This window comes from Pseudomonas sp. PS02290 (assembly GCF_029960075.1).
Taxonomy (GTDB): Bacteria; Pseudomonadota; Gammaproteobacteria; order Pseudomonadales; family Pseudomonadaceae; genus Aquipseudomonas.
The window spans coordinates 1-25,752 of sequence record NZ_JASCOY010000007.1 but is presented as its reverse complement, the minus strand read 5'-3'; the positions used below and the strand labels follow the sequence as shown (position 1 = coordinate 25,752).

At 61.5% G+C, this 25,752-nt stretch carries 25 protein-coding genes; 10 read left to right on the top strand and 15 right to left on the bottom strand.

Features of this window, described 5'->3' with window-relative positions:
• Nucleotides 1-2: 2 nt before the first annotated feature.
• Entirely contained in the window at nt 3-329 is a 327-nt protein-coding gene (locus QMX88_RS05865; RefSeq protein WP_065988358.1) for a DUF1820 family protein, read from the bottom strand.
• A gap of 131 nt (nt 330-460) precedes the next feature.
• Here QMX88_RS05865 and miaB point away from each other — a divergent pair, with 131 nt between their 5' ends.
• From miaB to lnt, 5 genes are all read left to right on the top strand, one after another.
• Nucleotides 461-1,789, top strand: a complete 1,329-nt coding sequence (miaB, locus tag QMX88_RS05860) for a tRNA (N6-isopentenyl adenosine(37)-C2)-methylthiotransferase MiaB (protein WP_282367219.1) — start codon at nt 461-463, stop codon at nt 1,787-1,789.
• A gap of 262 nt (nt 1,790-2,051) precedes the next feature.
• On the top strand, nt 2,052-3,068 hold the full coding sequence (locus QMX88_RS05855; RefSeq protein WP_282367217.1) for a PhoH family protein: 1,017 nt from the start codon (nt 2,052-2,054) through the stop codon (nt 3,066-3,068).
• Nucleotides 3,061-3,576 carry an rRNA maturation RNase YbeY gene (gene ybeY / locus QMX88_RS05850; RefSeq protein ID WP_282367216.1) on the top strand — a complete coding sequence of 172 codons (516 nt, stop codon included), beginning with the start codon at nt 3,061-3,063 and terminating at the stop codon, nt 3,574-3,576. The genes QMX88_RS05855 and ybeY overlap by 8 nt, the downstream gene beginning before the upstream one ends.
• A 5-nt stretch (nt 3,577-3,581) precedes the next feature.
• Nucleotides 3,582-4,424 carry an HlyC/CorC family transporter gene (locus QMX88_RS05845; RefSeq protein ID WP_065988361.1) on the top strand — a complete coding sequence of 281 codons (843 nt, stop codon included), beginning with the start codon at nt 3,582-3,584 and terminating at the stop codon, nt 4,422-4,424.
• Between the two features lie 26 nt (nt 4,425-4,450).
• Nucleotides 4,451-5,971 (top strand): apolipoprotein N-acyltransferase, encoded by a 1,521-nt coding sequence (gene lnt / locus QMX88_RS05840; protein WP_282367213.1) that lies wholly within the window; start codon nt 4,451-4,453, stop codon nt 5,969-5,971.
• 218 nt (nt 5,972-6,189) lie between these two features.
• Here lnt and QMX88_RS05835 read toward each other — a convergent pair whose 3' ends face one another.
• Both QMX88_RS05835 and QMX88_RS05830 read right to left on the bottom strand, forming a co-directional pair.
• Nucleotides 6,190-6,951, bottom strand: coding sequence for a YdcF family protein (locus QMX88_RS05835; protein WP_282367211.1), 762 nt, complete (start codon nt 6,949-6,951; stop codon nt 6,190-6,192).
• An 86-nt stretch (nt 6,952-7,037) separates the two neighbouring features.
• Nucleotides 7,038-7,409 carry a hypothetical protein gene (locus tag QMX88_RS05830; RefSeq protein WP_282367209.1) on the bottom strand — a complete coding sequence of 124 codons (372 nt, stop codon included), beginning with the start codon at nt 7,407-7,409 and terminating at the stop codon, nt 7,038-7,040.
• Nucleotides 7,410-7,709: 300 nt separating this feature from the next.
• Here QMX88_RS05830 and leuS point away from each other — a divergent pair, with 300 nt between their 5' ends.
• From leuS to QMX88_RS05805, 5 genes are all read left to right on the top strand, one after another.
• Nucleotides 7,710-10,316: a leucine--tRNA ligase gene (gene leuS / locus QMX88_RS05825; RefSeq protein ID WP_282367208.1), complete on the top strand. Its 2,607-nt coding sequence runs from the start codon at nt 7,710-7,712 to the stop codon at nt 10,314-10,316.
• Between the two features lie 88 nt (nt 10,317-10,404).
• Nucleotides 10,405-11,010, top strand: a complete 606-nt coding sequence (locus tag QMX88_RS05820; protein ID WP_282367207.1) for an LPS-assembly lipoprotein LptE — start codon at nt 10,405-10,407, stop codon at nt 11,008-11,010.
• A 42-nt stretch (nt 11,011-11,052) separates the two neighbouring features.
• Nucleotides 11,053-12,090, top strand: a complete 1,038-nt coding sequence (holA, locus tag QMX88_RS05815; protein ID WP_172609817.1) for a DNA polymerase III subunit delta — start codon at nt 11,053-11,055, stop codon at nt 12,088-12,090.
• 95 nt (nt 12,091-12,185) lie between these two features.
• Nucleotides 12,186-12,344: an alternative ribosome rescue factor ArfA gene (gene arfA / locus QMX88_RS05810; RefSeq protein ID WP_037017982.1), complete on the top strand. Its 159-nt coding sequence runs from the start codon at nt 12,186-12,188 to the stop codon at nt 12,342-12,344.
• Between the two features lie 86 nt (nt 12,345-12,430).
• A complete protein-coding gene (locus QMX88_RS05805; protein WP_282367200.1) occupies nt 12,431-13,768 on the top strand; it encodes a lytic murein transglycosylase in 1,338 nt (445 codons plus the stop codon).
• An 87-nt stretch (nt 13,769-13,855) separates the two neighbouring features.
• On the opposite strand, the gene lipA is transcribed toward QMX88_RS05805, so the two are convergent.
• The 12 genes from lipA to QMX88_RS05745 all read right to left on the bottom strand — a co-directional run bounded on the left by lipA (nt 13,856) and on the right by QMX88_RS05745 (nt 25,402).
• Entirely contained in the window at nt 13,856-14,845 is a 990-nt protein-coding gene (gene lipA / locus QMX88_RS05800; protein ID WP_442969436.1) for a lipoyl synthase, read from the bottom strand.
• A gap of 73 nt (nt 14,846-14,918) precedes the next feature.
• On the bottom strand, nt 14,919-15,566 hold the full coding sequence (gene lipB / locus QMX88_RS05795) for a lipoyl(octanoyl) transferase LipB (RefSeq protein WP_282367196.1): 648 nt from the start codon (nt 15,564-15,566) through the stop codon (nt 14,919-14,921).
• A complete protein-coding gene (locus QMX88_RS05790) occupies nt 15,566-15,841 on the bottom strand; it encodes a DUF493 domain-containing protein (protein ID WP_074892711.1) in 276 nt (91 codons plus the stop codon). Before QMX88_RS05790 ends, lipB begins: the two co-directional genes overlap by 1 nt.
• Before the next feature lie 98 nt (nt 15,842-15,939).
• Entirely contained in the window at nt 15,940-17,100 is a 1,161-nt protein-coding gene (locus tag QMX88_RS05785; RefSeq protein ID WP_282367192.1) for a D-alanyl-D-alanine carboxypeptidase family protein, read from the bottom strand.
• Between the two features lie 195 nt (nt 17,101-17,295).
• Nucleotides 17,296-18,345 (bottom strand): septal ring lytic transglycosylase RlpA family protein, encoded by a 1,050-nt coding sequence (locus QMX88_RS05780; RefSeq protein ID WP_282367190.1) that lies wholly within the window; start codon nt 18,343-18,345, stop codon nt 17,296-17,298.
• Nucleotides 18,345-19,355, bottom strand: coding sequence for a lytic murein transglycosylase B (mltB, locus tag QMX88_RS05775; RefSeq protein ID WP_282367188.1), 1,011 nt, complete (start codon nt 19,353-19,355; stop codon nt 18,345-18,347). The genes QMX88_RS05780 and mltB overlap by 1 nt, the downstream gene beginning before the upstream one ends.
• A 17-nt stretch (nt 19,356-19,372) precedes the next feature.
• Nucleotides 19,373-20,476 carry a rod shape-determining protein RodA gene (gene rodA, locus QMX88_RS05770; protein WP_163022102.1) on the bottom strand — a complete coding sequence of 368 codons (1,104 nt, stop codon included), beginning with the start codon at nt 20,474-20,476 and terminating at the stop codon, nt 19,373-19,375.
• Nucleotides 20,477-20,507: 31 nt separating this feature from the next.
• Complete coding sequence (mrdA, locus tag QMX88_RS05765; RefSeq protein WP_282367186.1) at nt 20,508-22,406, bottom strand: penicillin-binding protein 2; 1,899 nt, start codon at nt 22,404-22,406, stop codon at nt 20,508-20,510.
• A 31-nt stretch (nt 22,407-22,437) separates the two neighbouring features.
• A complete protein-coding gene (gene rlmH / locus QMX88_RS05760; protein WP_037017961.1) occupies nt 22,438-22,905 on the bottom strand; it encodes a 23S rRNA (pseudouridine(1915)-N(3))-methyltransferase RlmH in 468 nt (155 codons plus the stop codon).
• Nucleotides 22,906-22,914: 9 nt separating this feature from the next.
• Entirely contained in the window at nt 22,915-23,334 is a 420-nt protein-coding gene (rsfS, locus tag QMX88_RS05755) for a ribosome silencing factor (protein ID WP_192173763.1), read from the bottom strand.
• Nucleotides 23,335-23,400: 66 nt separating this feature from the next.
• Entirely contained in the window at nt 23,401-24,045 is a 645-nt protein-coding gene (nadD, locus tag QMX88_RS05750) for a nicotinate-nucleotide adenylyltransferase (protein WP_108121747.1), read from the bottom strand.
• An 82-nt stretch (nt 24,046-24,127) separates the two neighbouring features.
• Entirely contained in the window at nt 24,128-25,402 is a 1,275-nt protein-coding gene (locus QMX88_RS05745) for a glutamate-5-semialdehyde dehydrogenase (protein WP_282367172.1), read from the bottom strand.
• Between the last annotated feature and the right edge of the window lie 350 nt (nt 25,403-25,752).

Below are 25,752 nucleotides of genomic sequence, written 5' to 3'. Positions count from 1 at the left end.
AATTACTTGTCCGGCATGGGCATCGGAAACGGCATGACGTTGCCGGTGTGACGTGCCTCGGTGATCTTCGCTGTGCCCATCCGCTCCACTTCATCGATCCGCACGATCGAGTGCATCGGCACGAAGCTGCGCACTACGCCATCGAACTGCGCCTTGAGCTTCTCTTCGCTGGGGTCGACCACGACGGTGGTGCGCTCGCCGAAGACGAACTCTTCCACTTCCAGAAAACCCCACAGATCACTCTGATAGATCTGTTTGGCGTACATCTCGAACACCTGTCCCTGGTTGAGAAAAATCACCTTGTAGATTGGAGCTTCGCGTTTGGTCATAACAGGCAGGCAGTGATCAGCGTTTTGAAAAGGGCGCGAACTATAGCATGCCGCTGGTTAGACGACGCTAGGAAGCCGGGGCTCGCATCCCTATAATGCGCGGTTCTTTGAATCACCTGATGAACCCCCGCATGGCCAAGAAGCTTTACATCGAAACCCACGGCTGCCAGATGAACGAGTACGACAGCTCGCGCATGGTCGATCTGCTGGGCGAACATCAAGCACTGGAAGTCACCGCACGGGCGGAAGACGCTGACGTCATCCTGCTCAACACCTGCTCGATTCGCGAGCGGGCGCAGGATCGGGTGTACTCCCAGCTTGGCCGCTGGCGCGAATTGAAGCTGGCAAACCCGGAAATGGTCATCGCCGTCGGTGGCTGCGTGGCGAGTCAGGAAGGCGCGGCCATCCGCGATCGTGCGCCGTACGTCGACGTGGTGTTCGGCCCGCAGACCCTGCACCGTCTGCCGGAAATGATCGACGCGGCGCGCATCACCCGCCTGCCCCAGGTAGACGTCTCGTTCCCTGAAATCGAAAAATTCGATCACCTGCCCGAGCCCCGTGTCGATGGCCCTAGCGCTTACGTGTCGGTGATGGAAGGCTGCAGCAAGTACTGCACGTTCTGCGTGGTGCCTTACACCCGTGGCGAAGAAGTCAGCCGGCCGTTCGACGACGTCATCAACGAGGTGCTTCATCTGGCCGAGAACGGCGTGCGTGAAGTGACCCTGCTGGGCCAGAACGTCAACGGTTATCGCGGCACCACCCACGACGGTCGCCTCGCTGACCTGGCCGAACTGATCCGCGTGGTCGCCGCCATCGACGGCATCGACCGCATTCGCTACACCACTTCGCACCCGCTGGAGTTCTCCGACAGCCTGATTCAGGCCCACGCCGAAGTCCCGGAACTGGTGAAGCATCTGCACCTGCCCGTGCAATCAGGTTCCGACCGGATTCTCGCGGCCATGAAACGCAATCACACGGTGCTCGAATACAAGTCACGCCTGCGCAAGCTGCGCGCGGCGGTACCGGACATCTGCATCAGCTCCGACTTCATCGTCGGCTTCCCGGGCGAAACCGAGAAGGATCACCTGCAAACCATGAAGCTGGTGGAAGACGTCGGCATGGATTTCTCCTACTCCTTCGTCTACAGCGCACGTCCCGGCACACCCGCGGCCGATTTGCCCGACGACACGTCGGAAGAGGTGAAGAAGGAGCGCCTCAAGCAGCTGCAGGACCTGATCAACCGCCAGGGCCTGGACATCAGCCGCAAGATGGCCGGCACCGTGCAGCGCATTTTGGTCACCGACTATTCGAAGAAGGACCCCGGCGAACTGCAGGGCCGTACCGAGAACAACCGGATCGTCAATTTCCGCTGCGACAACCCCCGGCTGATCGGCCAGTTCGCCGATGTCTATATCGACAGCGCCCAACCCCACTCGCTGCGCGGGTCGTTGTTGCAATAAGCCAAAGCGCCCCAATCTAATCGCCACGCATGATGTTTATGCGCAGGCCCTCGCGCTGAATCTGCTGTCGGACAGCCGCCATACGTCGGCTGCACCCGCGCACGATTCAGCTCGCAGGCCCGGCGGGCTGTCTGTTATCGGCTGCCCCGCCGGGCGTCTGCGCAGCTCATTTATCCATTCGTGAGTGAACCCTTCCTGACACTGCCTGCAGGGGTTATCCTTCACGTCACTTCACATTGCCGTCGGGCGGCCCAAAACCACTTTGAACGCACCTATCGAACCACATCGCTTCAGCCTCGAACCTATCGAGGCTCACCGCTTCGCCAATCTGTGCGGGCAATTCGACGAGCATTTGCGCTTGATCGAACAGCGCCTGGACATCGAGATCCGCAATCGCGGAGGCCAGTTCGAGATGATCGGCGAGCGCAAACAAACCACCTCGGCAGAAAACCTGCTGCGCCGGCTGTATCGGGAAACGAAAGCGACCGAACTGTCACCGGACATGGTTCATCTGTTCCTGCAGGAATCCGGCGTTGAAGAGCTGGATAACCACCCTGCTGCCGAAGTCGGCGTCGCTCTGCGTACCAAGAAAGGCATGATTCGCCCCCGTGGCTTGAATCAGCAGCGGTACGTGAAGGAAATCCTCGCCAACGACATCAACTTCGGCATCGGTCCGGCCGGTACCGGCAAGACTTATCTGGCCGTGGCCGCTGCGGTTGATGCCCTTGAGCGCGAGACCATCCGTCGCATCCTGCTGGTGCGTCCTGCCGTAGAAGCGGGCGAAAAGCTCGGCTTTCTGCCCGGCGACCTGTCCCAGAAAATCGACCCGTACCTGCGCCCGCTGTATGACGCGCTGTACGAGATGCTCGGCTTCGAATACGTCGCCAAGTTGATCGAGAAGCAGGTGATCGAAGTCGCGCCGTTGGCGTACATGCGCGGTCGCACCCTTAATAACAGCTTCATCATTCTCGACGAGAGTCAGAACACCACCGTCGAGCAGATGAAAATGTTCCTGACCCGTATCGGCTTCGGCTCCACCGCCGTGATCACCGGTGACGTCACCCAGATCGACTTGCCCAAGGGCACTAAATCCGGTCTGAACCACGTTATCGACGTGCTCAAGGACGTGCCGGGCATCAGCTTCACCCACTTCAAGCCCAAGGACGTCGTGCGCCATCCGTTGGTGCAGCGCATCGTCGAAGCCTACGAGCGCTACGAGGAACGCAACGACAATCCAGCCGCTCCCCAGGGTTCACGGGACACTCGCCGCGATGCTTGAGCTGGATCTGCAACGTGCGAGTCAGGCCAGCGCCCCGAGCGAAGCCCAGTTCCGCCTCTGGTGTGAAATGGGCCTGCGCCAGCGTTCGGCTGACTCGGAACTGACCATTCGCCTCGTCGACGAAGTCGAAGGCCGAGAACTGAACAACACCTGGCGGCACAAGGATTACGCCACCAACGTGTTGTCATTTCCCGCCGACGTCCCCGACGAGATGCTGGACATCCCGCTGCTGGGCGATCTGGTCATCTGCGTGCCGGTCGTCACCCGTGAAGCCGCTGAACAGGGCAAGTCATCGGACGCTCATTGGGCGCATCTGGTGATTCATGGCTGTCTGCATCTGTTGGGCTACGATCACATCGATGACGACGAAGCCGAAGAGATGGAAGCGCTGGAACGGGAGTTGCTTGCAGAGCTTGGCTATCCGGATCCCTACGCCGACGACGAATCCGTCGACAGTCCGCATTCCGACACACCCCATTTAGAAACATCAGCCAAGGACCACGAGTAAGGGCTATGAGCGAAGACCGATCGAGCAACGGGCAAAAGTCATGGTTGGGCAAACTGACCCAGGCATTTGCCCATGAGCCGAAAAACCGCCAGGAGCTATTGGAGCTGCTGCGCGAAGCCCATCAGAACAAGCTGCTGGACAGTGAAGCGCTGGCCATCGTCGAAGGCGCCATTCAGGTCGCTGACCTGCAGGTCCGCGACATCATGGTGCCGCGTTCGCAGATGATCAGCATCAAGGCCAGCCAGACCCCACGCGAGTTTCTGCCTGCCGTGATCGATTCGGCGCACTCGCGCTACCCGGTCATCGGTGAAAGCCACGATGACGTGCTGGGCGTGTTGCTCGCCAAGGACCTGCTGCCGCTGATTCTCAAGGAAGACGGTGGCAGCGGCGACGTGAAAAGCCTGCTGCGCCCGGCGACCTTCGTCCCTGAATCCAAGCGTCTGAACGTGCTGCTGCGGGAATTCCGCGCCAACCACAATCACATGGCCATCGTCATCGACGAATACGGCGGCGTGGCGGGTTTGGTGACCATCGAAGACGTGCTCGAACAAATCGTCGGCGACATCGAAGACGAGCATGACGTCGAGGAAGACAGCTACATCAAGCCGCTGCCCAGTGGCGACTTCCTGGTCAAGGCGCTGACCCCGATCGAGAGCTTCAACGAGTTCTTCGACAGCGGGTTCTCCGATGACGAATTCGACACCGTCGGCGGTCTGGTGATGAATGCGTTCGGGCATCTGCCCAAGCGTAATGAAATCACCGAAATCGGCGCGTACCGTTTCCGCATCCTGAATGCCGACAGCCGTCGTATTCACTTGCTGCGCCTGAGCCCGATCAACCGCACGTGATGCCCTACCCGCTTTAAGGAATGTAAATGCGCTGGATCACCCGCCCCGGCTGGCCCGGTAACCTGCTGGCCATGGTGGCCGGCGCGTTGATTACCCTGGCTCTGGCACCCTTCGATATCTGGCCACTGGCGATTGTCGCGCTGGTGGTTTTCTATCTCGGTCTGCGCGACCTCACACCTCGTCAGGCCCTCTGGCGCGGTTGGTCCTACGGATTTGGCCTGTTCGGCGGCGGCACCAGCTGGATTTACGTCAGCATCCACACCTATGGCGAGGCGCCGGTCTGGCTGGCGGCCTTCCTGATGGTGCTGTTTTGCGCGGCGGTGGCGTTTTTCTTCGCCCTGCCGGCGTGGATCTGGGCCCGCTGGATCCGCCGTAACGAAGCCCCGCTTGCAGATTCACTGGCCTTTGCCGCCTTGTGGTTCGGCCAGGAAATGTTTCGCGGCTGGTTCCTCACGGGTTTCCCCTGGCTCTATTCCGGCTACAGCCAATTGGACGGCCCCCTTAAAGGGCTCGCGCCATTGGGCGGCATGTGGCTGATCTCCTTTGTGCTCGCGCTGACTGCAGCGCTGCTGTGCAATCTGCCCCGTTTGCGGACGCGCGCCCCGAAGTTGGCGGCTGGCATTGTGTTGCTGCTGGCGCCGTGGATTGCCGGGCTGGCGCTGAAGCATCACGCCTGGACCGAGCCTTCGGGCAAGCCGCTCACCGTTGCGGCCATGCAGGGCAACGTCGAGCAGAGCATGAAGTGGGACCCGGCGGCGCTCAACGCGCAACTCGCGCTGTACCGCGACATAACCTTCACCTCGAAGAAAGCTGACCTGATCATCTGGCCGGAAACCGCCGTGCCGGTGCTTAAAGAGTCTGTCGAAGGTTATCTGTCGGTAATGGGCAAGTTTGCGGCCGAGCGCGATTCGGCGTTGATCACCGGGGTACCGCTGCGTGAGAAAGGCACCCATGGGGAATATCGTTACTACAACGCCATTACCGTAACGGGCGAAGGCGACGGCACTTACCTGAAGCAGAAGCTGGTGCCGTTTGGTGAGTACGTGCCATTGCAGGACCTGCTGCGTGGGCTGATTACATTCTTCAACCTGCCAATGTCTGACTTCGCGCGCGGCCCGTCCGGGCAAGCGCTGTTGCAGGCCAAGGGTTATGAGATCGCGCCGTTCATTTGTTACGAAGTGGTGTACCCGGAGTTCGCCGCCGGGCTCTCGGCGCAAAGCGATCTGCTGCTGACGGTGAGCAACGACACGTGGTTCGGCACCTCGATCGGCCCGCTGCAGCATTTGCAGATGGCGCAGATGCGCGCACTGGAAGCCGGGCGCTGGATGATCCGCGCCACCAACAACGGCGTCAGCGCGCTGATCAACCCGTTCGGCGAAATAACCACCACCGTGCCGCAGTTCGAGCGCGCCGTGATGTACGGCGAAGTCACCCCGATGCAAAACCTCACGCCCTACCTGCACTGGCGCTCATGGCCGCTGATCGTGCTGTCGCTGCTGCTGATCGGCTGGGCGTTCTTTGCAGGCAGGATGGCGAAGGCGGTGTGAGCCCGTTGCCGGCTCTCTGCGGTAGAGGTCCCGGCGTCCTGACACAGCGCCGTCGTACAGCGAACGCAACCTTGTGGGAGTGAGCTTGCTCACGAAGACGGCACATCAGCCGCCGAAGATCTAGCGGCTGCCCCGGCCTCTTCGCGAGCAAGCTCGCTCCCACATGAACAGTGCCTATCGCACCACCGTGGGTCCTCCACGACGCCAAGGCAATTCTGTCACCGGTAAAACAAGCGATAGCCTACCAGTCCCGCTGCTTCATTGATCAGTTGCCCGTTCTGCCACACCGCCCTCGCCTCCGGCGTCCAGCCGCCGAACGGGCGGGCGTTGTCAACGCTCAGAAATCCGACCGGAGCCGGAACCACGTCAAATCCGGCCTTCTCGAAACTCCACACCGAACGCGGCATGTGCCAGGCCTGGGTGACCACGACCACGCGCTTGATGCCCTGGGGCAACAAGATCGCGGCGGTCATGTTGGCGTTTTCCCATGTCGTGCGGCTTTCGCCTTCCTGCCAACGGACATTCACGCGGAAGTCGTCGCGCAGGGAGTCAGCCATGATCGCCGCCTCGCTCGGTGGCTCGCCGTAATGCAGCCCGCCCGTGGTGAGGATCGGCAAACCGGACGCTTTCGACAGACGCGCGGCGTATCGCATGCGCTCCAGCGCCACGCCCGTTGGGATATCAGTGCCCCAGCTCGGGTCATTGCGTTCGCGGCCTGACCCCAAAATCACAATGGCATCGGCGCGCTGGGCCAATGTTGCCCACTCGCTACGCGGCAGCGGCGGAATGCTCTCGATGCCTTTCGCCGACCACTCCACCACAATGGGCAGACTCATTGCGGTCATGCCGCCAACGCCGATGAAAAACAGCACCCGCGCCAACACCGGCCGGCGATTTTTCAACCACCAGGCGAGCGCCAACAACAGCAGGAAAAGGCCCGGAGGCAGTAGCAGGTTTTTGATGAAATAACGAACGGGCATCGGGCATCTCCAAAGATGCCCGAAGCCTAGAAGCAATGACGCTAAGCAGCAATGCTCGATTGGCCGGGGTCAGCCCCCCGCAGAAGTTAACGCTTGAAATGTTTGGTGGAACTGTAGCGACTCAACTTTGCCGACACCTTGGCTCGGCGCTGATCCTTGAGCCAGATGACATTGGCTTGAGGATGCGGCGCTCGCATCGACTGGGAAGGCTCCCGTGAGGTGCTGGAACTTCCCCTCGTGATGATCGAAGAATCTTCTTTGATAACGACTTCGGTCCTGCCCAGATAAGCCTCGATCAACTGAAACTCGGCGTGACTCAATCCACGCAACTCAAGCTCGGCGGGGGATTCGTTTCGAAGCCGCACCGCCGTTTTTGCTGTGTCCAGAGCCAGACCCAGACGATCGATCAAACGGTCATACACATCAGGTTGCTCTACTTCATGCTGCAGCTCTGCCATCCGCTCACCTCACTGAAGATAAACATTTACCCCCGTCAGTGAGCTTAGCGCCACTGCAAAAACCGGCGCGGTGCCGCGACCAACGGCGGATGCCGCAGATGGCGAGTCTTGAGCACGCAATCAGGGTTTCCCTCGGCTTGGTAGCCTCATGTATGCTACGGCGCTTCCTGTAAATCCACTTCCGCCCAACCGGGCATGGATGCATCGCAATGCGGACGGCCTCGTCTGGCATGCGAAGGCTTCCTGATCCGGTCACGCCGAGAAGCGGTCAAGGGTCACTCATTTCAGCCAAAAGTAGCCATGCACGAACTCTACCAGCCCCGCGAAATCGAAGCCGCCGCCCAGACCTTCTGGGACGAGCAAAAGTCTTTTGAAGTCAGTGAACAGCCAGGCAAGGACACCTTCTATTGCCTGTCGATGTTCCCTTACCCCAGCGGCAAGCTACACATGGGTCACGTGCGCAACTACACCATCGGCGACGTGATCGCTCGCTATCAGCGCATGCAAGGCAAAAACGTGCTGCAGCCGATGGGCTGGGACGCGTTCGGCATGCCGGCGGAAAACGCTGCGATGAAGAACAACGTCGCCCCCGCCAAGTGGACCTACGAAAACATCGCCTACATGAAGAACCAGCTCAAGAGCCTGGGTCTGGCGATCGACTGGTCCCGCGAAATCACCACCTGCAAACCCGATTACTACCGCTGGGAACAATGGCTGTTCACTCGCCTGTTCGAAAAAGGCGTGATCTACCGCAAGAACGGCACCGTGAACTGGGACCCGGTCGACCAGACCGTTCTGGCCAACGAGCAAGTCATCGACGGGCGCGGCTGGCGTTCGGGCGCGGTGATCGAAAAACGCGAAATTCCGATGTACTACTTCAAGATCACCGCCTACGCGGATGAGCTGCTGGAAAGCCTCGACGAGTTGCCGGGCTGGCCTGAACAGGTCAAGACCATGCAACGCAACTGGATCGGCAAATCCCGTGGCATGGAAGTGCAGTTCCCGTACGACCAGGCGTCGATCGGCGAAGCCGGCACCCTGAAAGTCTTCACCACCCGCCCCGACACCCTGATGGGCGCGACCTACGTGGCCGTTGCCGCCGAGCACCCGCTGGCGACCCTCGCTGCGCAGAATAATCCCGAGCTGCAAGCGTTCATTAACGAATGCAAAAGCGGCAGCGTCGCTGAAGCGGACGTCGCCACCCAGGAAAAGAAAGGCCTGCCGACCTCGCTGTTCGTCGAGCACCCGCTGACCGGCGAGAAGCTGCCCGTGTGGGTCGCCAACTACGTGCTGATGCATTACGGCGACGGCGCGGTTATGGCCGTTCCTGCCCACGACGAACGCGATTTCGAGTTCGCGACCAAATACAGCCTGCCGATCAAAGCCGTTGTGCGCACCAGCGCGGGCGATGAAACCCCTGCGCCCTGGCAGGACGCATACGGCGAGCACGGTCAACTGATCAACTCCGGCGAGTTCGACGGCCTGGATTTCGCCAGCGCATTCGACGCCATGGAAGCCGCGCTGCTGAAGAAAGAACTCGGCAAGTCACGCACCCAGTTCCGCTTGCGCGACTGGGGCATCAGTCGCCAGCGCTACTGGGGCTGCCCGATCCCGATCATTCACTGCGACACCTGTGGCGACGTGCCTGTCCCGGAAGATCAACTGCCGGTCAAGCTGCCTGAAGACGTGGTACCGGACGGCGCGGGCTCACCGCTGGCGCGCATGCCCGAGTTCTACGAGTGCAGCTGCCCGACCTGCGGCGCGCCGGCCAAGCGCGAAACCGACACCATGGACACCTTCGTCGAGTCCTCGTGGTACTTCGCCCGCTACGCCTCGCCTCACTACGAGGGCGGCATGGTCGACCCGAAGGCCGCGAATCACTGGCTGCCGGTTGATCAATACATCGGCGGTATCGAACACGCAATCCTGCACCTGCTGTACGCGCGCTTCTTCCACAAGCTCATGCGCGACGAAGGCCTGGTCAGTTCCAACGAGCCGTTCAAGAACCTGCTCACCCAAGGCATGGTCGTGGCCGAGACGTTCTATCGCCTGGAAGCCAACGGCAGCAAAACATGGTTCAACCCGGCTGATGTCGAGTTCGAACGCGACAGCAAGGCCAAGATCATCGGCGCCAAACTGATTGCCGATGGCCAGCCGGTTGAAATCGGCGGCATCGAGAAGATGGCGAAATCGAAGAACAACGGCGTCGATCCTCAGTCGATGATCGACCAGTACGGCGCCGACACCTGCCGCCTGTTCATGATGTTCGCCTCGCCACCTGACATGAGCCTGGAATGGTCTGACTCCGGCGTGGAAGGCTCGCACCGCTTCCTCAAGCGCGTCTGGCGCCTGGCTCAGGCCCACGTGACGGCGGGCGCTGCAAGCGCACTCGACAAGAGCGCGCTGAACGACGGCCAGAAGGCCATTCGCCGCTCGATTCATCTGGCCATCAAGCAGGCCGGTCAGGACGTTGGACAGCATCACAAATTCAACACCGCTATCGCTCAGGTGATGACGCTGATGAACGTGCTGGAAAAAGCGCCGCAGGCTTCGGCTCAGGACCGCGCGCTGTTGCAGGAAGGTCTGGAGACGGTCGCGCTGTTGCTGGCGCCGATCACCCCGCACATCAGCCACGAGCTGTGGGCGGCACTGGGCCACTCCGACCCGATCATCGACGCCGGCTGGCCTGTGGTCGATGACTCGGCACTGGTGCAGGACACGTTGCAGCTGGTGATTCAGGTCAACGGCAAACTGCGTGGTCATATCGAGATGCCGGCCAGCGCCACCCGCGAGGAAGTCGATGCGGCCGCACGGATCAACGAAAACGTGCTGCGCTTCATCGACGGCCTGACCATCCGCAAAGTGATCGTGGTGCCGGGCAAACTGGTTAACATCGTCGCCAGCTGACGCAATCATTGGGCGCCTGTCTGCAGGCGCCGCATCAATTTCAAGAACCCGGGATGCCGGGTTCTAACGGATTCAAGGGAGCAACAAGATGATCAAACGCAATCTGCTGGTAATGGGACTCGCGGTTCTGCTGAGCGCCTGCGGTTTCCAGCTGCGCGGCACCGGCACCAACGCCCTGTCGATCAAGGAACTGGACGTGAGCGCGCGCGATGCTTACGGCGACGTCGTCACCCAGCTGCGTCAGACCCTGACCAGCAGCGGCGTGCACGTCTACACCGGCGCGCAGTACAAGCTGTTCATTGCCCGTGAAGACGAAACCCAGCGCACCGCGAGCTACGCAGGTTCCGGCCGCTCCGCCGAATACGAGCTGACCACCGTGCTGAAGTACGAAATCCACGGCAGCAAAGACGTCCTGCTGCTTGATGACTCCGTGCAGTCGCAGAAAGTCTTCGTCCATGACGGCAACAACCTGATCGGCTCTGACCAGGAAGCCGCGCAGATCCGTAAGGAAATGCAAAGCGACCTCGTGCAAAAAGTGCTGGCCCGTCTGCAGCAACTGACACCTCAGCGCCTTGACGAGCTGCAATCCAAAGCCGACGCCGCTGCCCGCGCCCAGGCTGATGCCGAAGCTGCAGCTCAACGCATTCGCGACGAGACGCCACAGCAGTCGCCTATCGAAATCCCGTCCAAGTGACGGCATCGGGGCCGGTTCGCCGGCCCTGATCTTTTCTGACCCATGAAACTCGCCCCCGCCCAGCTTTCCAAACACCTGCAAGGCACCCTTGCGCCCGTCTACATCGTCAGCGGCGATGACCCGCTGCAGTGTCAGGAGGCCTGCGACGCCATTCGTGCGGCTGCGCGCCAGCAGGGCTATGACGAACGTCAGGTGTTCAGCGCCGATTCGAGCTTCGACTGGGGCACCCTGCTCCAGGCGGGCGCGAGCATGTCGCTGTTCGCCGAGCGCCGGCTGTTGGAGTTACGCCTGCCGTCCGGTAAACCCGGCGACAAAGGCGCCGCCGCGCTGCTGGAATACTGCGGCCGTCCCGCCGAAGACACGCTGCTGCTGATCAGCCTGCCCAAGCTCGACGGCTCGGCGCAGAAAACCAAATGGGGCAAGGCGCTCGTTGAAGGGCCGCAGACTCAGTTCGTGCAGATCTGGCCGGTGGACGCCAGCCAGTTGCCGCAATGGATTCGTCAGCGCCTGTCACAAGCCGGCCTGGCAGCAACGCCGGACGCCATCGAACTGATCGCCGCGCGCGTGGAAGGCAACTTGCTGGCCGCTGCGCAGGAAATCGAAAAGCTCAAGCTGATGGCCGACGAAGGCCAGATAACAGTCGAGACCGTGCAGGCGGCGGTGGCCGACAGCGCGCGCTTCGACGTCTTTGGCCTGACCGACGCCATCCTCAATGGCGAAGCGGCCCACGCACTGCGAATGCTTGAAGGCCTGCGCGGCGAAGGCGTCGAACCTCCGGTCATTCTCTGGGCGCTGTCCCGCGAGCTGCGTGTGCTGGCCAATCTGGCGTTGCAGTTCAGTCAGGGCATTCCGCTGGACAAAGCCTTCAGTCAGGCGCGCCCGCCCATCTGGGACAAGCGCAAGCCGTTGATGAGCAAGGCCCTGCAACGCCACTCCGCGCGACGCTGGGGTCAGCTGTTGATGGACGCGCAACACATCGACGCGCAAATCAAAGGACAGGCCCAAGGCTCGGTCTGGAGCAGCCTTAGTCGACTGACGTTGTTAATGGCAGGGCAACGGCTGGCATTGCCAGCGGAATAATCTGTAACCTTTCGATAGCTCAGGTTTATTGGACAGCGGTGCCGAAGTGGCCGAATATCCCCGCTGCTCCATCCCACCACTTGAGCGAGAACGCCATGAGCAAAGCCAAAAAGCGGCCGAACAAGGCCAAATCCATCATCGCCCAGCCACTGTTCCGCAGCCGTCAGGAACAACCCGGCAAAGGCAAAGGCAGCTACCGCCGCGAAGCCTTCCAGTCTAAAAGCTGGGAGGCTTCTTCCGTTATGGCGGCTTGAAAACTTCAGGTTACTGACTGACGCCCCACCAACAGGGCCGGCATGTTAAGGTCTGCACCTTCCGGTTTAGCCCTGTGGACCCCAGAATGCCCCCAAGCTTTCCCCGTCGCTGGCACCTTCGCCAGTTGATCGCCGCCTCCAGCCTCTTCGCGCTGGTTGCCTGTGCCGAGCAGCCTACCGCTGCCGTTGCCACCCCTCTCCAGTCCGCGCCCGCGGCCCAAGTCGTCAAGAACCTGCCCACGCCTTCTGGCGCTGTTGCGCAACCCGACGACGGCAACTTTGAAATCCAGCCCGCAATGACCTTCAGCGAGTGGCAGAGCCAGTTCCGTGCTCTGGCGCTGAACGCGGGTGTGCGGCCCGATGTGTTCGATAGCGCGTTTGCCGGCGTCACCCCGGACATGAGCGTGGTCAAGGCCGATCGCAGTCAGCCAGAATTCAGCCGCCCGGTGTGGGAATACCTCGATGGCGCCATGTCGGCCGTACGCGTGCGCAAGGGTCAAGCCCTGCTCAACCAATACGCCGACGCGCTGAGCGCCATCGAGCAGCGTTATGGCGTCGATCGCCAGGCACTGGTCGCCGTGTGGGGCATGGAGAGCAGCTTCGGCCAGTTCCAGGGCACGCAATCGGTGATTCGCTCACTGGCGACGCTGGCCTATGAAGGCCGCCGACCTCAGTTTGCCCAGGACCAGCTGATCGCCGCACTGCAGATCATCCAGCACGGCGATATCGATGCGCCGAGCATGCTGGGCTCGTGGGCCGGCGCCATGGGCCAGACGCAGTTCATCCCGACGACCTACAACACCCACGCGGTGGATTTCGACGGCGACGGTCGCCGTGACATCTGGAACTCCCCCACCGACGCCCTCGCCTCCACCGCACATTACCTGCAAAGCTCGGGCTGGCAGAAAGGCCAGCCGTGGGGCTTTGAAGTGCAATTGGCTCAGGGTTTCGACTACGCGCTGGCCGACGCTTCAACCCGTAAATCCATCAGCGAATGGCAACAGCTGGGGCTGAAGCTACCAAACGGTTCAGCGTTGCCGGCCAACTTGCTGCAACAGCAGGCGGCCTTGCTGCTGCCTGCGGGCTACAAGGGCCCGGCCTTTCTGGTGATGGACAACTTCCGCGCCATCCTCAAGTACAACAACTCGTCGTCCTATGCACTGGCCATCGGGTTGCTGTCCGAGCGGTTCAGTGGCGGCGGTTATGTGCAGGGCAGCTGGCCGCGGGGTGATCGTCCGCTGAGCCGCTCCGAGCGTATCGAGTTGCAGACGCTGCTCTCGGCCCGACAGTACGACGCAGGCGCCCCGGACGGGATCATCGGCGCCAACACGCGTAAGGCGATTCGCAGTGCGCAGCAATCCTTTGGCTGGCCGGCGGACGGGTACCCGACCCAGGAATTACTGCAGCAGTTGCGCCAGCCGTAAATCTGCGTGCACCTGAATGCAACGCAAAAAAACGGGCCGGATATTTCTATCCGGCCCGTTTTGCCTTCTGCATCAACGACGCTGTGATCAGCCCGCCGTGAGCAGCGACTTGACCAGCTTGGCTTGTTCGTCCGCGTGGTACGAGGAGCGAACCAGCGGGCCTGAGGCGACGTTCTTGAAGCCCATCTTGTAACCTTCTTCGGCGAACCAGTCGAAGACGTCCGGGTGGACGAAGCGCTGGACCGGCAAATGGTTGCGCGACGGTTGCAGGTACTGACCCAGGGTCAGCATGTCGATGTTGTGCTCGCGCATGCGCTGCATGACTTCGATGACTTCTTCGTCGGTCTCGCCCAGCCCCAGCATCAGCCCGGACTTGGTCGGGACGTGAGGGACCATTTCCTTGAAGCGCTTGAGCAAGGTCAGCGACCACTGGTAATCCGAACCCGGGCGCGCAGCCTTGTACAGACGCGGCACGGTTTCCAGGTTGTGGTTGAACACGTCTGGCGGCGTCGCGGCGGTGATTTCCAGCGCGATGTCCATGCGGCCACGGTAATCCGGGACCAGGGTCTCCAGCTGCACGTTTGGTGACAGCAGGCGGATCTCGCGAATGCAGTCGGCAAAGTGCTGGGCACCGCCGTCGCGCAGGTCGTCCCGGTCAACGGAAGTGATCACGACGTACTTGAGTTTCAGGTCGGCGATGGCGACGGCCAGGTTCCTCGGCTCATCGGTGTCCAGCGCTTTCGGACGGCCATGACCGACGTCGCAGAACGGGCAGCGACGGGTGCAGATGTCGCCCATGATCATGAAGGTCGCGGTGCCGCCGGAGAAGCACTCGCCCAGGTTCGGGCAAGACGCCTCTTCGCACACGCTGTGCAGCTTGTGCTTGCGCAGCAGCGCTTTGATGCGGTCGACTTCCGGCGAGACCGGAATGCGCACGCGAATCCAGTCCGGCTTCTTCGGCAGATCGACCGTCGGAATGATCTTCACCGGGATGCGCGCGACTTTTTCCGCGCCACGCAGCTTCACGCCGGCCTCCACTTTCGGACGCGCCACACGCTCGGGCGTGGTCACGCTCACCGTCGGGATCAGGGTCTGTACGGCATTCTCTGTATTCACGACAGTGTCATCTGCCTCATACGCAGTAGTCATATCAATCGATTCCGCCCGTTAGGGTCGTCTGCTCAGCGTAGTCGAGGTGTTTGACGAGCTGCGCACGCAGCCGGGCACTAACCTCGGCAAATTCAATCGGACCTGCCTGTTCGCGCAGCTGGGTCATCGCCAGCCCCGCATACCCGCAGGGATTAATCCGTTTAAAAGGGTTCAGATCCATATCGACGTTCAACGCAAGGCCGTGAAACGAACAGCCGTTGCGGATGCGCAGCCCCAGCGAGGCAATCTTGGCGCCACCGACGTAAACCCCCGGTGCATCGGGCTTGGCTGCGGCGTCTACGCCGTAACTGGCCAGCAGATCGATCAGACTGCGCTCGATCCGGGTGACCAGCTCGCGAACGCCAAAGCCCAGACGGCGCACGTCCAGCAGCAAGTAAGCGACCAGTTGGCCGGGGCCATGATAAGTCACTTGGCCGCCACGATCGACCTGCACCACCGGGATATCCCCCGGCAGCAGCAAATGCTCGGGCTTGCCGGACTGGCCCTGGGTGAAGACGGGCGGATGCTGCACAAGCCAGACCTCGTCGGCGGTTTCGCGGTCGCGGCCGTCGGTGAAGCGTTTCATGGCCTGCCAGGTGGGCTCGTAGTCGGTCAGCCCGAGTTCACGAAAGCCCAGAACCGCGCCCATCACAGCACCATGTGCACGAAGCCGGTGGCCCGCAATTCGCTATTGATGTCGTAGAGCTGGTCTTGACCGGTGGCGATGATGTGCAGCTGAACGGTGGTGTATTTACCGTTGCTGCTCTGGCGCTCGGCCAGGGTCTTCATGTCGACGGTGGCGTGCTTCTCGAGGATCTCGATGACCCTGTCTTTAAAGCCCACACCTGTGTCGCCGATGATCTTGATGGGATAGTCGGCGCAGGGAAATTCGATTTTTGGCGCTTTTACTTCGGTATCTGTCATGGCAGTAACGGCCTCGTAAGCCGGAAAACGGACAGGCCCCCGGCGCGTTCGGCGACGGGGGCGTACGGAGCAACGGTCAGTTTTTGATCAATCGTTGATCAGTTGAACAGACCGTAGAAGAACAGGCGGATGCTATCCCACAGGCGGCGGAAGATACCACCTTCGTCGACGGCGTCCAGGGCGATCAGGTTGGCGCTGTGCACGACCTTGTCGTCCAGTTTGACCTCAACCTTGCCGATAACGTCGCCTTTGGCGATCGGTGCAACCAGTTGCGGGTTCATGGTCATGCTGGCAGCCAGCTTCTTCAGCTCGCCTTTTGGCATGGTCATCGTCAGGTCTTCAGCCAGGCCGGCTTTGACTTGGCGCTCTGTGCCTTTCCAGACCGGCGCCTGAGCCAGTTCGGTGCCCTTCTGATAGAAGGTCTGGGTTTCGAAGAAGCGGAAACCGTAGGTCAGCAGCTTCTGGGTCTCGGCAGCACGAGCTTGCTCGCTGTTGGTGCCGAACACCACCGCAATCAGACGCATGCCATCACGAACGGCCGAGGACACCATGCAGTAACCGGCTTCTTCGGTGTGACCGGTTTTCAGACCGTCGACGGTCTTGTCACGCCATAGCAGCAGGTTGCGGTTCGGCTGTTTGATGCCGTTCCAGAAGAACTCTTTCTGCGAGTAGATCGCGTAGTGAGCCGGGTCTTCGTGGATGATCGCGCGCGCCAGCAGGGCCATGTCATGGGCCGTGGCGTAGTGATCAGGGTTCGGCAGGCCGGTCGGGTTCATGAAGTGGCTGTTGACCATGCCCAGGTCGGCAGCGGTCTTGTTCATCAGGTCGGCGAAGGCGTCTTCGCTGCCGGCGATGTGCTCGGAAAGCGCAACGCTGGCGTCGTTACCCGACTGAATGATGATGCCGTGCAGCAAGTCGCTGACGGTGACCTGGCTGCCCACCTTGATGAACATCCGCGAACCGCCGGTGCGCCAGGCGTTTTCGCTGACGGTCACAGGGTCGTTTTCGCCGATCTGGCCGCGACGGATTTCCAGCGTGGCGATGTAGGCGGTCATCAGCTTGGTCAGACTGGCCGGCGGCAGGCGCTGGTCGCCATTGTTTTCGACCAGAACGTTGCCGCTGTTGGCGTCCATCAGCACATAAGCCTTGGCAGCCAGTTGCGGTGGCGATGGCGTCATCTGTTCTGCCGCAAACACGGCAGGCGCGGTGAATAGCGGGATTAGCAGGCAAAGGCGTTTTGCAAAGCTGGTGATGTTCATCCGTCTCTCGAAAATGCTAATGGGCAAACATGCCCTTGCGGGCAAAGCGGGTGCCGGGCTACCCCGGCAAACGGGCTCACATTCTACAGAACGTGCCGTGAAAAGCTGCTGACAACGACACACCCGGTCGGCACGTCGTCGGTCAGGCAGCGAAACTCGCCTCCGTTTCCAGGGCGGGTATCGCTGATAAAAGCGTTACTGGTCCGACGTGACGACGCTTGGCGAGCCGAGGTTGGCCGACCTTACGCTGTTTTGCAGTTGCTGGGCTTCACCCGGCGTGTCGACCGGTCCCATCCGCACGCGATAGAGCGTCTGTTGATTGCGTGCGATCGAACTCACGAACACCGGCGCCCGGACCATCCCGCTCAATTTCGACCTCAGGAGTTCCGCAGCGTCCGGGTTGGCGAAGGCTCCCACTTGGAGAAACAGCCCAGACGCTTGTCCGGAAGCGTTTTTTTTTGCGTCGATCGGCACGGGCGTGACCGGGGCGGCATGTTGCTGCGGCGGCGGTGTCCATTGTTCGATCGTACCCGCTGATGCGGTAATCACCGGAGCGCCCGGTTGCGGCTGACGCGCCGGAGGACTGCTGCTCGCCACCTGCGGCTGATCCAGCATCAGCGGCGCCGGTTTGCCGCGCTGCGCCCAATACTGAGAAGGGTCGATGCCTTCGACTTTTACCCGTGCCGTGCCGGTCTCGGCATAACCCAGCTTTTTGGCTGCGGCGTATGACAGGTCGATGATGCGGTCGGAATAGAACGGGCCGCGGTCGTTGACCCGCAGGATCACCGTGCGGTTGTTGTCCAGATTGGTCACGCGAACATAGCTGGGCAGCGGCAGGGTCTTGTGGGCCGCGCTCATGCCGTACAGGTCATAGACCTCGCCGTTGGCGGTGTTCTGGCCGTGGAATTTGGTGCCGTACCAGGACGCCGTTCCCGTCTGGGAATAGGTCTTGGAATCGCTGAGCGGGAAATAGGTCTTGCCGAGCACGGTGTACGGGTTGGCTTTATAGGGGCCGGTGTGCAGAGTCGGAATGGCGTCGGGGATGCGCGAAACGTCAACATCCCACCAGGGCGCGCCGTCTTTGTGCGCCCTGTTGATGTCCAGCCCGGGCTGCGAACGAATGATGTTGCCCTGCTGCCGCTGCGTCGTGGTCGTCGGGCGGCTGGTCGAGCAACTGACGATCAGCAAAGTCAGCGCCGTGAAGGCCATCAGTTTCAATGGTTGTTGCATCGGCAGTGGCCGCATTACTTGACGTCCCGGGCTTGAACAAGCATTTCAGACAGCTGATGCACGGCCATGGCGTACATCACGCTGCGGTTGTATCGCGTGATTGCGTAAAAATTCTTCAGACCCATCCAGTATTCAGGGCCTTTGTCACCATCGAGGCGAAACGCCGTGACCGGCATGTCGTCGCGCAGCGCATCATGACTCGCCCAGCCCAACGCTCGCAACTCCCCAACGTTTTTCACCGGATCGATGCCGGGGCTCAAGCCCTCGTCAACACGGTCACCGCGCACGTCCGCGCGGCTGACAACCGGCTGACCGGCTACCCAGCCGTGACGCTGAAAGTAGCTGGCCACGCTGCCGATTGCATCGTCCGGGTCATTCCAGATATTGATGTGGCCGTCGCCGTCGAAATCCACCGCATAGGCGCGAAAGCTGCTCGGCATGAACTGGGGCAAACCCATGGCGCCGGCGTAGGAGCCCTTGAGCGTCAGCGGATCGACCTGCTGTTCACGGGACAGTAGCAGGAATTCACGGAGCTCCTTGCGGAAGAAATCAGCGCGCTGGGGATAGTCGAACGCCAGCGTCGACAATGCGTCCATCACCCGGTAATTACCGGTGTTGCGGCCGAAAAACGTCTCGACGCCGATAATCGAAACGATCACCTGAGCGGGCACGCCATACTCTTGCTGGGCGCGCGCCAGGGCGGCCTCGTGCTGACGCCAGAAATCGACGCCCCGGGCAACGCGCGCGTCGGTGAGGAACATCGGGCGATAGTCCTTCCACGGTTTCACACGCTCGGCAGGCTTCGAAATGGCATCGAGAATCGCCTGCTTGCGCTGCACATCGCGGAACACATCGATCAGTTGCTCGCCCGCAAAACCGTAATCGCGGGTCATTTCGCTGACGAACTGGGCGACTTGAGGAGAGCCGTCATAGTCACCGGCAAGTGATTCCTGCACTGAGCCGAAGATGCCCATCAGACCGACCAGCGGCGCATATCGAGCAGCCCAGCCACGCACTACTTGCATTGAGTTCTTCACCTTAATCAAACCTGAGCGATCCACTTGCGATGTGTGTGGATCGACATCAAAACACCAAACGCTGACAGCAGCGTCACCAGCGAAGTTCCGCCGTAGCTAATGAAGGGCAACGGCACGCCTACGACCGGCAGCAGACCGCTGACCATACCGATATTGACGAAAACGTAAACAAAAAAGGTCATGGTCAGGCTGCCTGCGAGCAGCTTGCCGTAGAGCGTCTGCGCCTGGGCGGTGATCACCAGCCCGCGGCCGATCAGCAGCAGGTAGATCAGCAGCAGCGCGCAAATCCCCACCAGCCCGAATTCTTCGCCGAGCACCGCAATGATGAAGTCGGTGTGGCTTTCCGGGAGGAAGTCCAGGTGCGACTGCGTGCCCATGAGCCAGCCTTTGCCGAATACGCCGCCCGAACCGATCGCCGCCTTGGACTGAATAATGTTCCAGCCGGTGCCGAGCGGATCGCTCTCCGGGTCGAGGAAGGTCAGGATTCGCTGCTTCTGGTAATCGTGCATGAAGAAGAACCACATGCCGACCGCCACCGGTACCGCGGCCGCCACCACGCTGATGATCCAGCGCCAGCGCAGGCCGGCCATGAACAGCACGAAGGTGCCGGACGCCAGAATCAGCAGCGAGGTGCCGAGGTCCGGCTGACGCACGATCAGAATGAACGGCAGACCAATCAACCCGAGGCTCACCGCGACGTGCTTTAGGTGCGGCGGCAGCGTGCGTTTGGACAAGTACCAGGCGATGGTCGCCGGCATGATGATCTTCATGAATTCCGAGGGCTGAAAGCGAATGACTCCGGGAATGTTGATCCAGCGCGTGGCGCCCATGGCGTTGTGGCCCATGACGTCCACCGCCACCAGCAGCAAAACGCCGATCACGTAGGCGGCCGGCACCCAGCGGGCCATGAACCTGGGTTCGAGCTGGGCGATGACGAACATCGACACCAGACCGATACCGAAGGATGTCGCCTGCTTGATCAGCAGGTCCCAGCTCTTGCCGCTGGCCGAATAAAGGACGAACAGGCTGCCCGCCGCCAACGTCAGCAGCAGGATCAGCAATGGGCCGTCAACGTGAATTTTCTGCAGAAACGTGGCGCGACGGCGCATCACATCTTCGCTGGACAAGATGCGGTCGAAATTACTCTTCACGGGCCGCGGTCTCCGGAGGCTGTGCATTGCTGGCGTATTCGGGCTTCAGGTGGCCCTGTGGATCAAGCAGCCAGGCGTCCATGACCTGCCGCACCACGGGCGCGGCAACGCCCGACCCGGACTCGCCGTTTTCGATCATCACCGCGACGACGATCTTCGGGCTGTCGGCCGGCGCAAAGCCGACGAACAAGGCGTGATCGCGGTGGCGTTCCTGGACTTTCGAACGGTCGTATTTCTCGCCCTGCCGAATGGCCACGACCTGGGCCGTACCACTCTTGCCGGCGATTCGGTATTGGGCACCGATGGCGGCTTTGCGCGCGGTGCCGCGAGCGCCGTGCATCACTTGCTGCATGCCGTGGTTGACCTTGGCCCAGTCCGAGGGATCACGCAGGACAATGTCCGGCATCGGGTTCTCGTCCACCGGCTTCTGCCCTTCGACGGTTTTTGCCAAGTGCGGACGGTTCCACTTGCCCTTGTTCGCCACTAGGGCGGTGGCCTGGGCCAACTGCAACGGCGTGGCCTGCATGTAGCCCTGGCCGATCCCCAAAATGAGTGTTTCGCCCGGGAACCACGCCTGCCGCCGGGTCACGCGCTTCCAGTCACGGGACGGCATCAGGCCGGGGGATTCTTCGAACATGTCCAGCGAGACCTTCTGGCCGATGCCGAACTTGTTCAAGTACGCCGACAGCCGATCGATCCCGACCTTGTGGGCCAGATCGTAAAAGTAGGTGTCGTTGGAGCGCATGATCGCCGTGTCCAGATCCACCCAGCCATCGCCGGTGCGGTTCCAGTTACGGTATTTGTGATCGTAGTTCGGCAGCATGTAGTAGCCGGGGTCGAAAACCCGTGTGCTGGCCGTGACCACGCCGGTGTCTAAACCGGCAATCGCCACCGCCGGCTTGATGGTAGAACCCGGCGGGTACAGACCCCGCAGAATGCGGTTGAACAGCGGGCGGTCGACCGAATCGCGCAGCTCGGAATAGGCCTTGAAGCTGATGCCGGTGACGAACAGGTTCGGGTCGAAGCTCGGCTGACTGACCATCGCCAGTACCTCGCCGGTGTTCGGGTCCAGCGCCACCACCGCGCCGCGACGCCCGGCCAGGGCGGCTTCGGCGGCTTCCTGCAACTGGATGTCGAGGCTCAGGACGATGTCCTTGCCGGGCACCGGATCGGTCCGTTTGAGCACGCGCAGCACGCGGCCGCGGGCATTGGTTTCGACTTCTTCGTAACCGACCTGACCGTGCAGCTCGGGCTCGTAGAAACGCTCGATCCCGGTTTTGCCCATGTGGTGGGTGCCGCTGTAGTTCACGGGATCGAGGCTTTTCAGCTCTTTCTCGTTGATCCGGCCCATGTAACCCACCGAGTGGGCGAAGTGCTCGCCCTGTGGGTAGTGGCGAACCAGCTGCGCCACCACTTCAACCCCCGGCAGGCGGAACTGGTTAACGGCGATACGGGCGATCTGCTCTTCGGTGAGTTCGAACAGGATGGGCACCGGCTCAAACGGCCGGCGACCCTGCTTCATGCGTTTTTCGAAGATGATCCGGTCGTCAGGCGTCAACTCAAGGACCTGGACGATGGTGTCCAGCACCTGGGTCCAGTCACCCGAGCGTTCGCGGGTCATGCTCAGGCTGAAACTGGGCCGGTTGTCGGCAATGACCACACCGTTACGGTCGTAGATCAGCCCACGGCTCGGCGGGATCGGCTGCACGTGAACGCGATTGTTCTCGGACAGCGTCGAGTGGTACTCGTACTGGATGACCTGCAGGAAATAAAGCCGCGCGACCAGCACGCAGATCAGCACGACGACCGCGACTGCGCCGACCACGACTCGGCTGCGCACCAGGCGTGCGTCCTTTTCGTGGTCTTTCAGGCGAATCGGCTGAGACATTTAGGGCAGGTTCACAGTGAAGGCAGCGGCGCTACTTGTGATAAGGGTGACCGGACAGCACGGTCCAGGCACGATAAATCTGCTCACCGATGAGAATGCGCACCAGCGGGTGCGGCAACGTCAGCGGCGACAACGACCAACGCTGCTCGGCCCGTGCACAGACTTCCGGCGCCAGCCCTTCCGGACCGCCGACCATCAGGTTGACCGTGCGCGAATCCAGACGCCAGCGATCGAGCTCGCCCGCCAGTTGCTCGGTGCTCCATGGCTTGCCATGCACTTCAAGCGTGACGATCCGCTCGCCCGGCTGCACTTTCGCCAGCATGGCCTCGCCTTCCTGACGGATGAGGCGTGCCACGTCGGCGTTCTTGCCACGGGTGTTGAGCGGGATTTCCACCAGCTCCAGCGCCAGTTCGGATGGCAGACGCTTGGCATATTCATGCCAACCCTCTTCCACCCACTTGGGCATGCGGGAACCAACGGCGATCAGACGCAAACGCACAACGAAGCCTTAGGCCTGGTCTTTGTTCAGCTTGTCAAAATGCACGTGAGCGTTTTCCGGGCTGTGGTGTGCAGCGCTGGCCGAACGGCTCTGCTCGGCACCGGCCCACAGACGCTCGAGGTCGTAAAACTGGCGAGCGGAGGCGGTCATCATGTGGACGATGGCGATGTCCAGGTCCAGCAGCACCCAGTCGCTGTCGCCCTTGCCTTCTTCGCCCAGCGGCTTGAGGCCCTGTTTTTTGACTTCTTCACGGACCTTGTCGAGCATCGCGTTGATCTGGCGATTGGAAGTACCGGTCGCGATGACCATGTAGTCGGTGATGCTTTGTTTGTCACGAACGTCCAGCACCTGGATATCCTGGGCCTTGACGTCGTCCAGGGCAGCCCTGATCACTTCGATGATTGGGTTTACAGCGCGTTTGTCAGTCATAAAAAACTCTTTCAACTCGTATGTTTGGGCGTTTCTTCGCGCACTTGGCTGCGTAGCAACACACCTTCAGTTCGACGCACGGTACAGCCCGTGCGTATCGATATAGGCCAGTACCGCGTCTGGCACCAGAAAACGTACCGACTTACCGCTGGCCAGCAGTTGACGGATCTGGGTGGCAGACACCGAAAGCGGCGTCTGCCAGACGAACGTAATCTTTCCGCCGGGCCCTTTGAGGGCCTTCGGATCACTGACGGCACGTCCCGCGAGCAGATTTCGCATCGCATCCGGGGACTCGCTGTCGGCGTCCGGGCGTTGCAGCACCACGATATGGCAGTGCTCCAGCAACTCTTCCCACCGATGCCAGGAAGGCAGCCCGCAAAAGGCGTCCCAACCCAGCAATAAAAATAGCTGGTCATCGGCGGCGAGTTCCGCGCGCATCGATTCCAGCGTGTCGATCGTGTACGACGGCTTGTCGCGCAACAGCTCGCGATCATCCACCGTCAATGGCGGCACACCGGCCACCGCGCACTGGACCATCGCCAGACGGTCCTGCGCCGAAACGCTCGGCGTGTCGCGATGAGGCGGTCGGGCACTGGGCGTCAGACGCAGCTCATCGAGTTTCAGCAGCTCGGCGACTTCCAGCGCGCCACGCAAATGGCCAATGTGCACCGGGTCGAACGTGCCGCCGAGTATGCCGATGCGCTGGGGCATCCGTGCAGTGTTCAGCGGAACCGCAATCGGATCGGCCACTGCCTGGGCGCCGCTCACTGAAGCCTGACCGACGTCGGCCAAGTCAGACCGGCCCCTGCCCGCGCAATTGTGTGCCATCGCCGACGACGATGTATTTCTCGCAGGTCAGGCCTTCGAGCCCCACGGGACCCCGCGCGTGAATCTTGTCGGTCGAAATGCCGATTTCCGCACCCAGGCCGTATTCGAAACCGTCGGCAAAACTGGTGGGCGCGTTGACCATCACCGAACTCGAGTCGACTTCAGCCATGAAGCGGCGAGTCTGGGCTTGCGAGTCGGAGATGATGGCATCGCTGTGATGCGAGCCGTAGTGATTGATGTGTTCGATGGCCTGATCCAGACCGGTCACGATGCGGATCGAGAGGATCGGCGCCAGGTACTCGGTGTGCCAGTCTTCTTCAGTAGCCGGCAAAACGTCGATCAGGTCGCGGGTGCGCTCGCAACCGCGCAGCTCGACGCCTTTATCGCGGAACTGGGCGGCCATGGGCGGCAGGAAATCTGCGGCAATGGTTTGGTCGACCAGCAGGGTTTCCATCGCGCCGCAGATGCCATACCGGTAGGTCTTGGCGTTGAAGCTGATGCGTTGGGCGGCGGCCAGGTCGGCGTGGGCACTGACGTAGACGTGGCAGATGCCATCCAGGTGTTTGATGACCGGGACTTTGGCGTCGCGGCTGACGCGTTCGATCAGGCCTTTGCCGCCACGGGGAACGATGACGTCCACGTACTCGGGCATGGTGATCAGCGCACCCACGGCGGCGCGGTCGGTGGTTTCGACGACTTGTACGACGGCGGCAGGCAAGCCGGCTTCGTCGAGGCCGCGCTGGATGCAGGCGGCGATGGCGCGGTTGGAGTGAATAGCTTCGGAGCCGCCGCGCAGGATGGTGGCGTTACCGGATTTGAGGCAGAGGCTGGCGGCGTCGATGGTTACGTTGGGGCGCGACTCGTAGATGATGCCGACGACGCCGAGTGGCACGCGCATTTTGCCGACTTGTATGCCGGACGGCTGGAAGTTCATGTCACGCAGGGTGCCGATGGGGTCTGGCAGGCTGGCGACCTGACGCAGGCCGGCGATCATGCTGTCGATGCGGGCCGGGGTCAGGGAGAGGCGTTCGAGCAGAGCGGGTTCGAGTCCATTGGCGCGGCCAGCAGCGAGGTCTTGTTCGTTGGCGGCGGTCAGCTCGGCACGGGAAGCGTCCAGCGCGGCAGCGGTGGCTGCGAGGGCGCGGTTCTTCTGTGCGGTGCTGGCACGGCCGATCACGCGGGAGGCTTCGCGGGCGGCGCGACCCAGGCGGGTCATGTAGTCAAGAACGGACTCAGTCATGGTCTCGGGGGTCTTGGCAAATGGGAAAGCGGCGGATTATAGCTGTCGGGCGTGCTGAACGACAGCGGCGACGGGCGGATGGTCAGAATAAGGGGGTTTTGTTGTTCTCAATGCGGTGATTTGGTTGCTCCTTCGTCGCAATACCCTCACTCCGGTCCCGCTGCGTGGGCCCTGCGTTCAGCTTGCACCCAAGTCGCGATTGGCGGCGTCTGGATTTTTTGCGTGCGAAGATCAAGATCAAAAGCGCGTTTAGGCAGATCAAGGGCTTCCCGGCTGAAGCCGGTCCTACGGGGGTCGGCGCCAGTCCCACTGGCGGGATGCGATGCTTTTTAGTGGGACCGGCTTCAGCC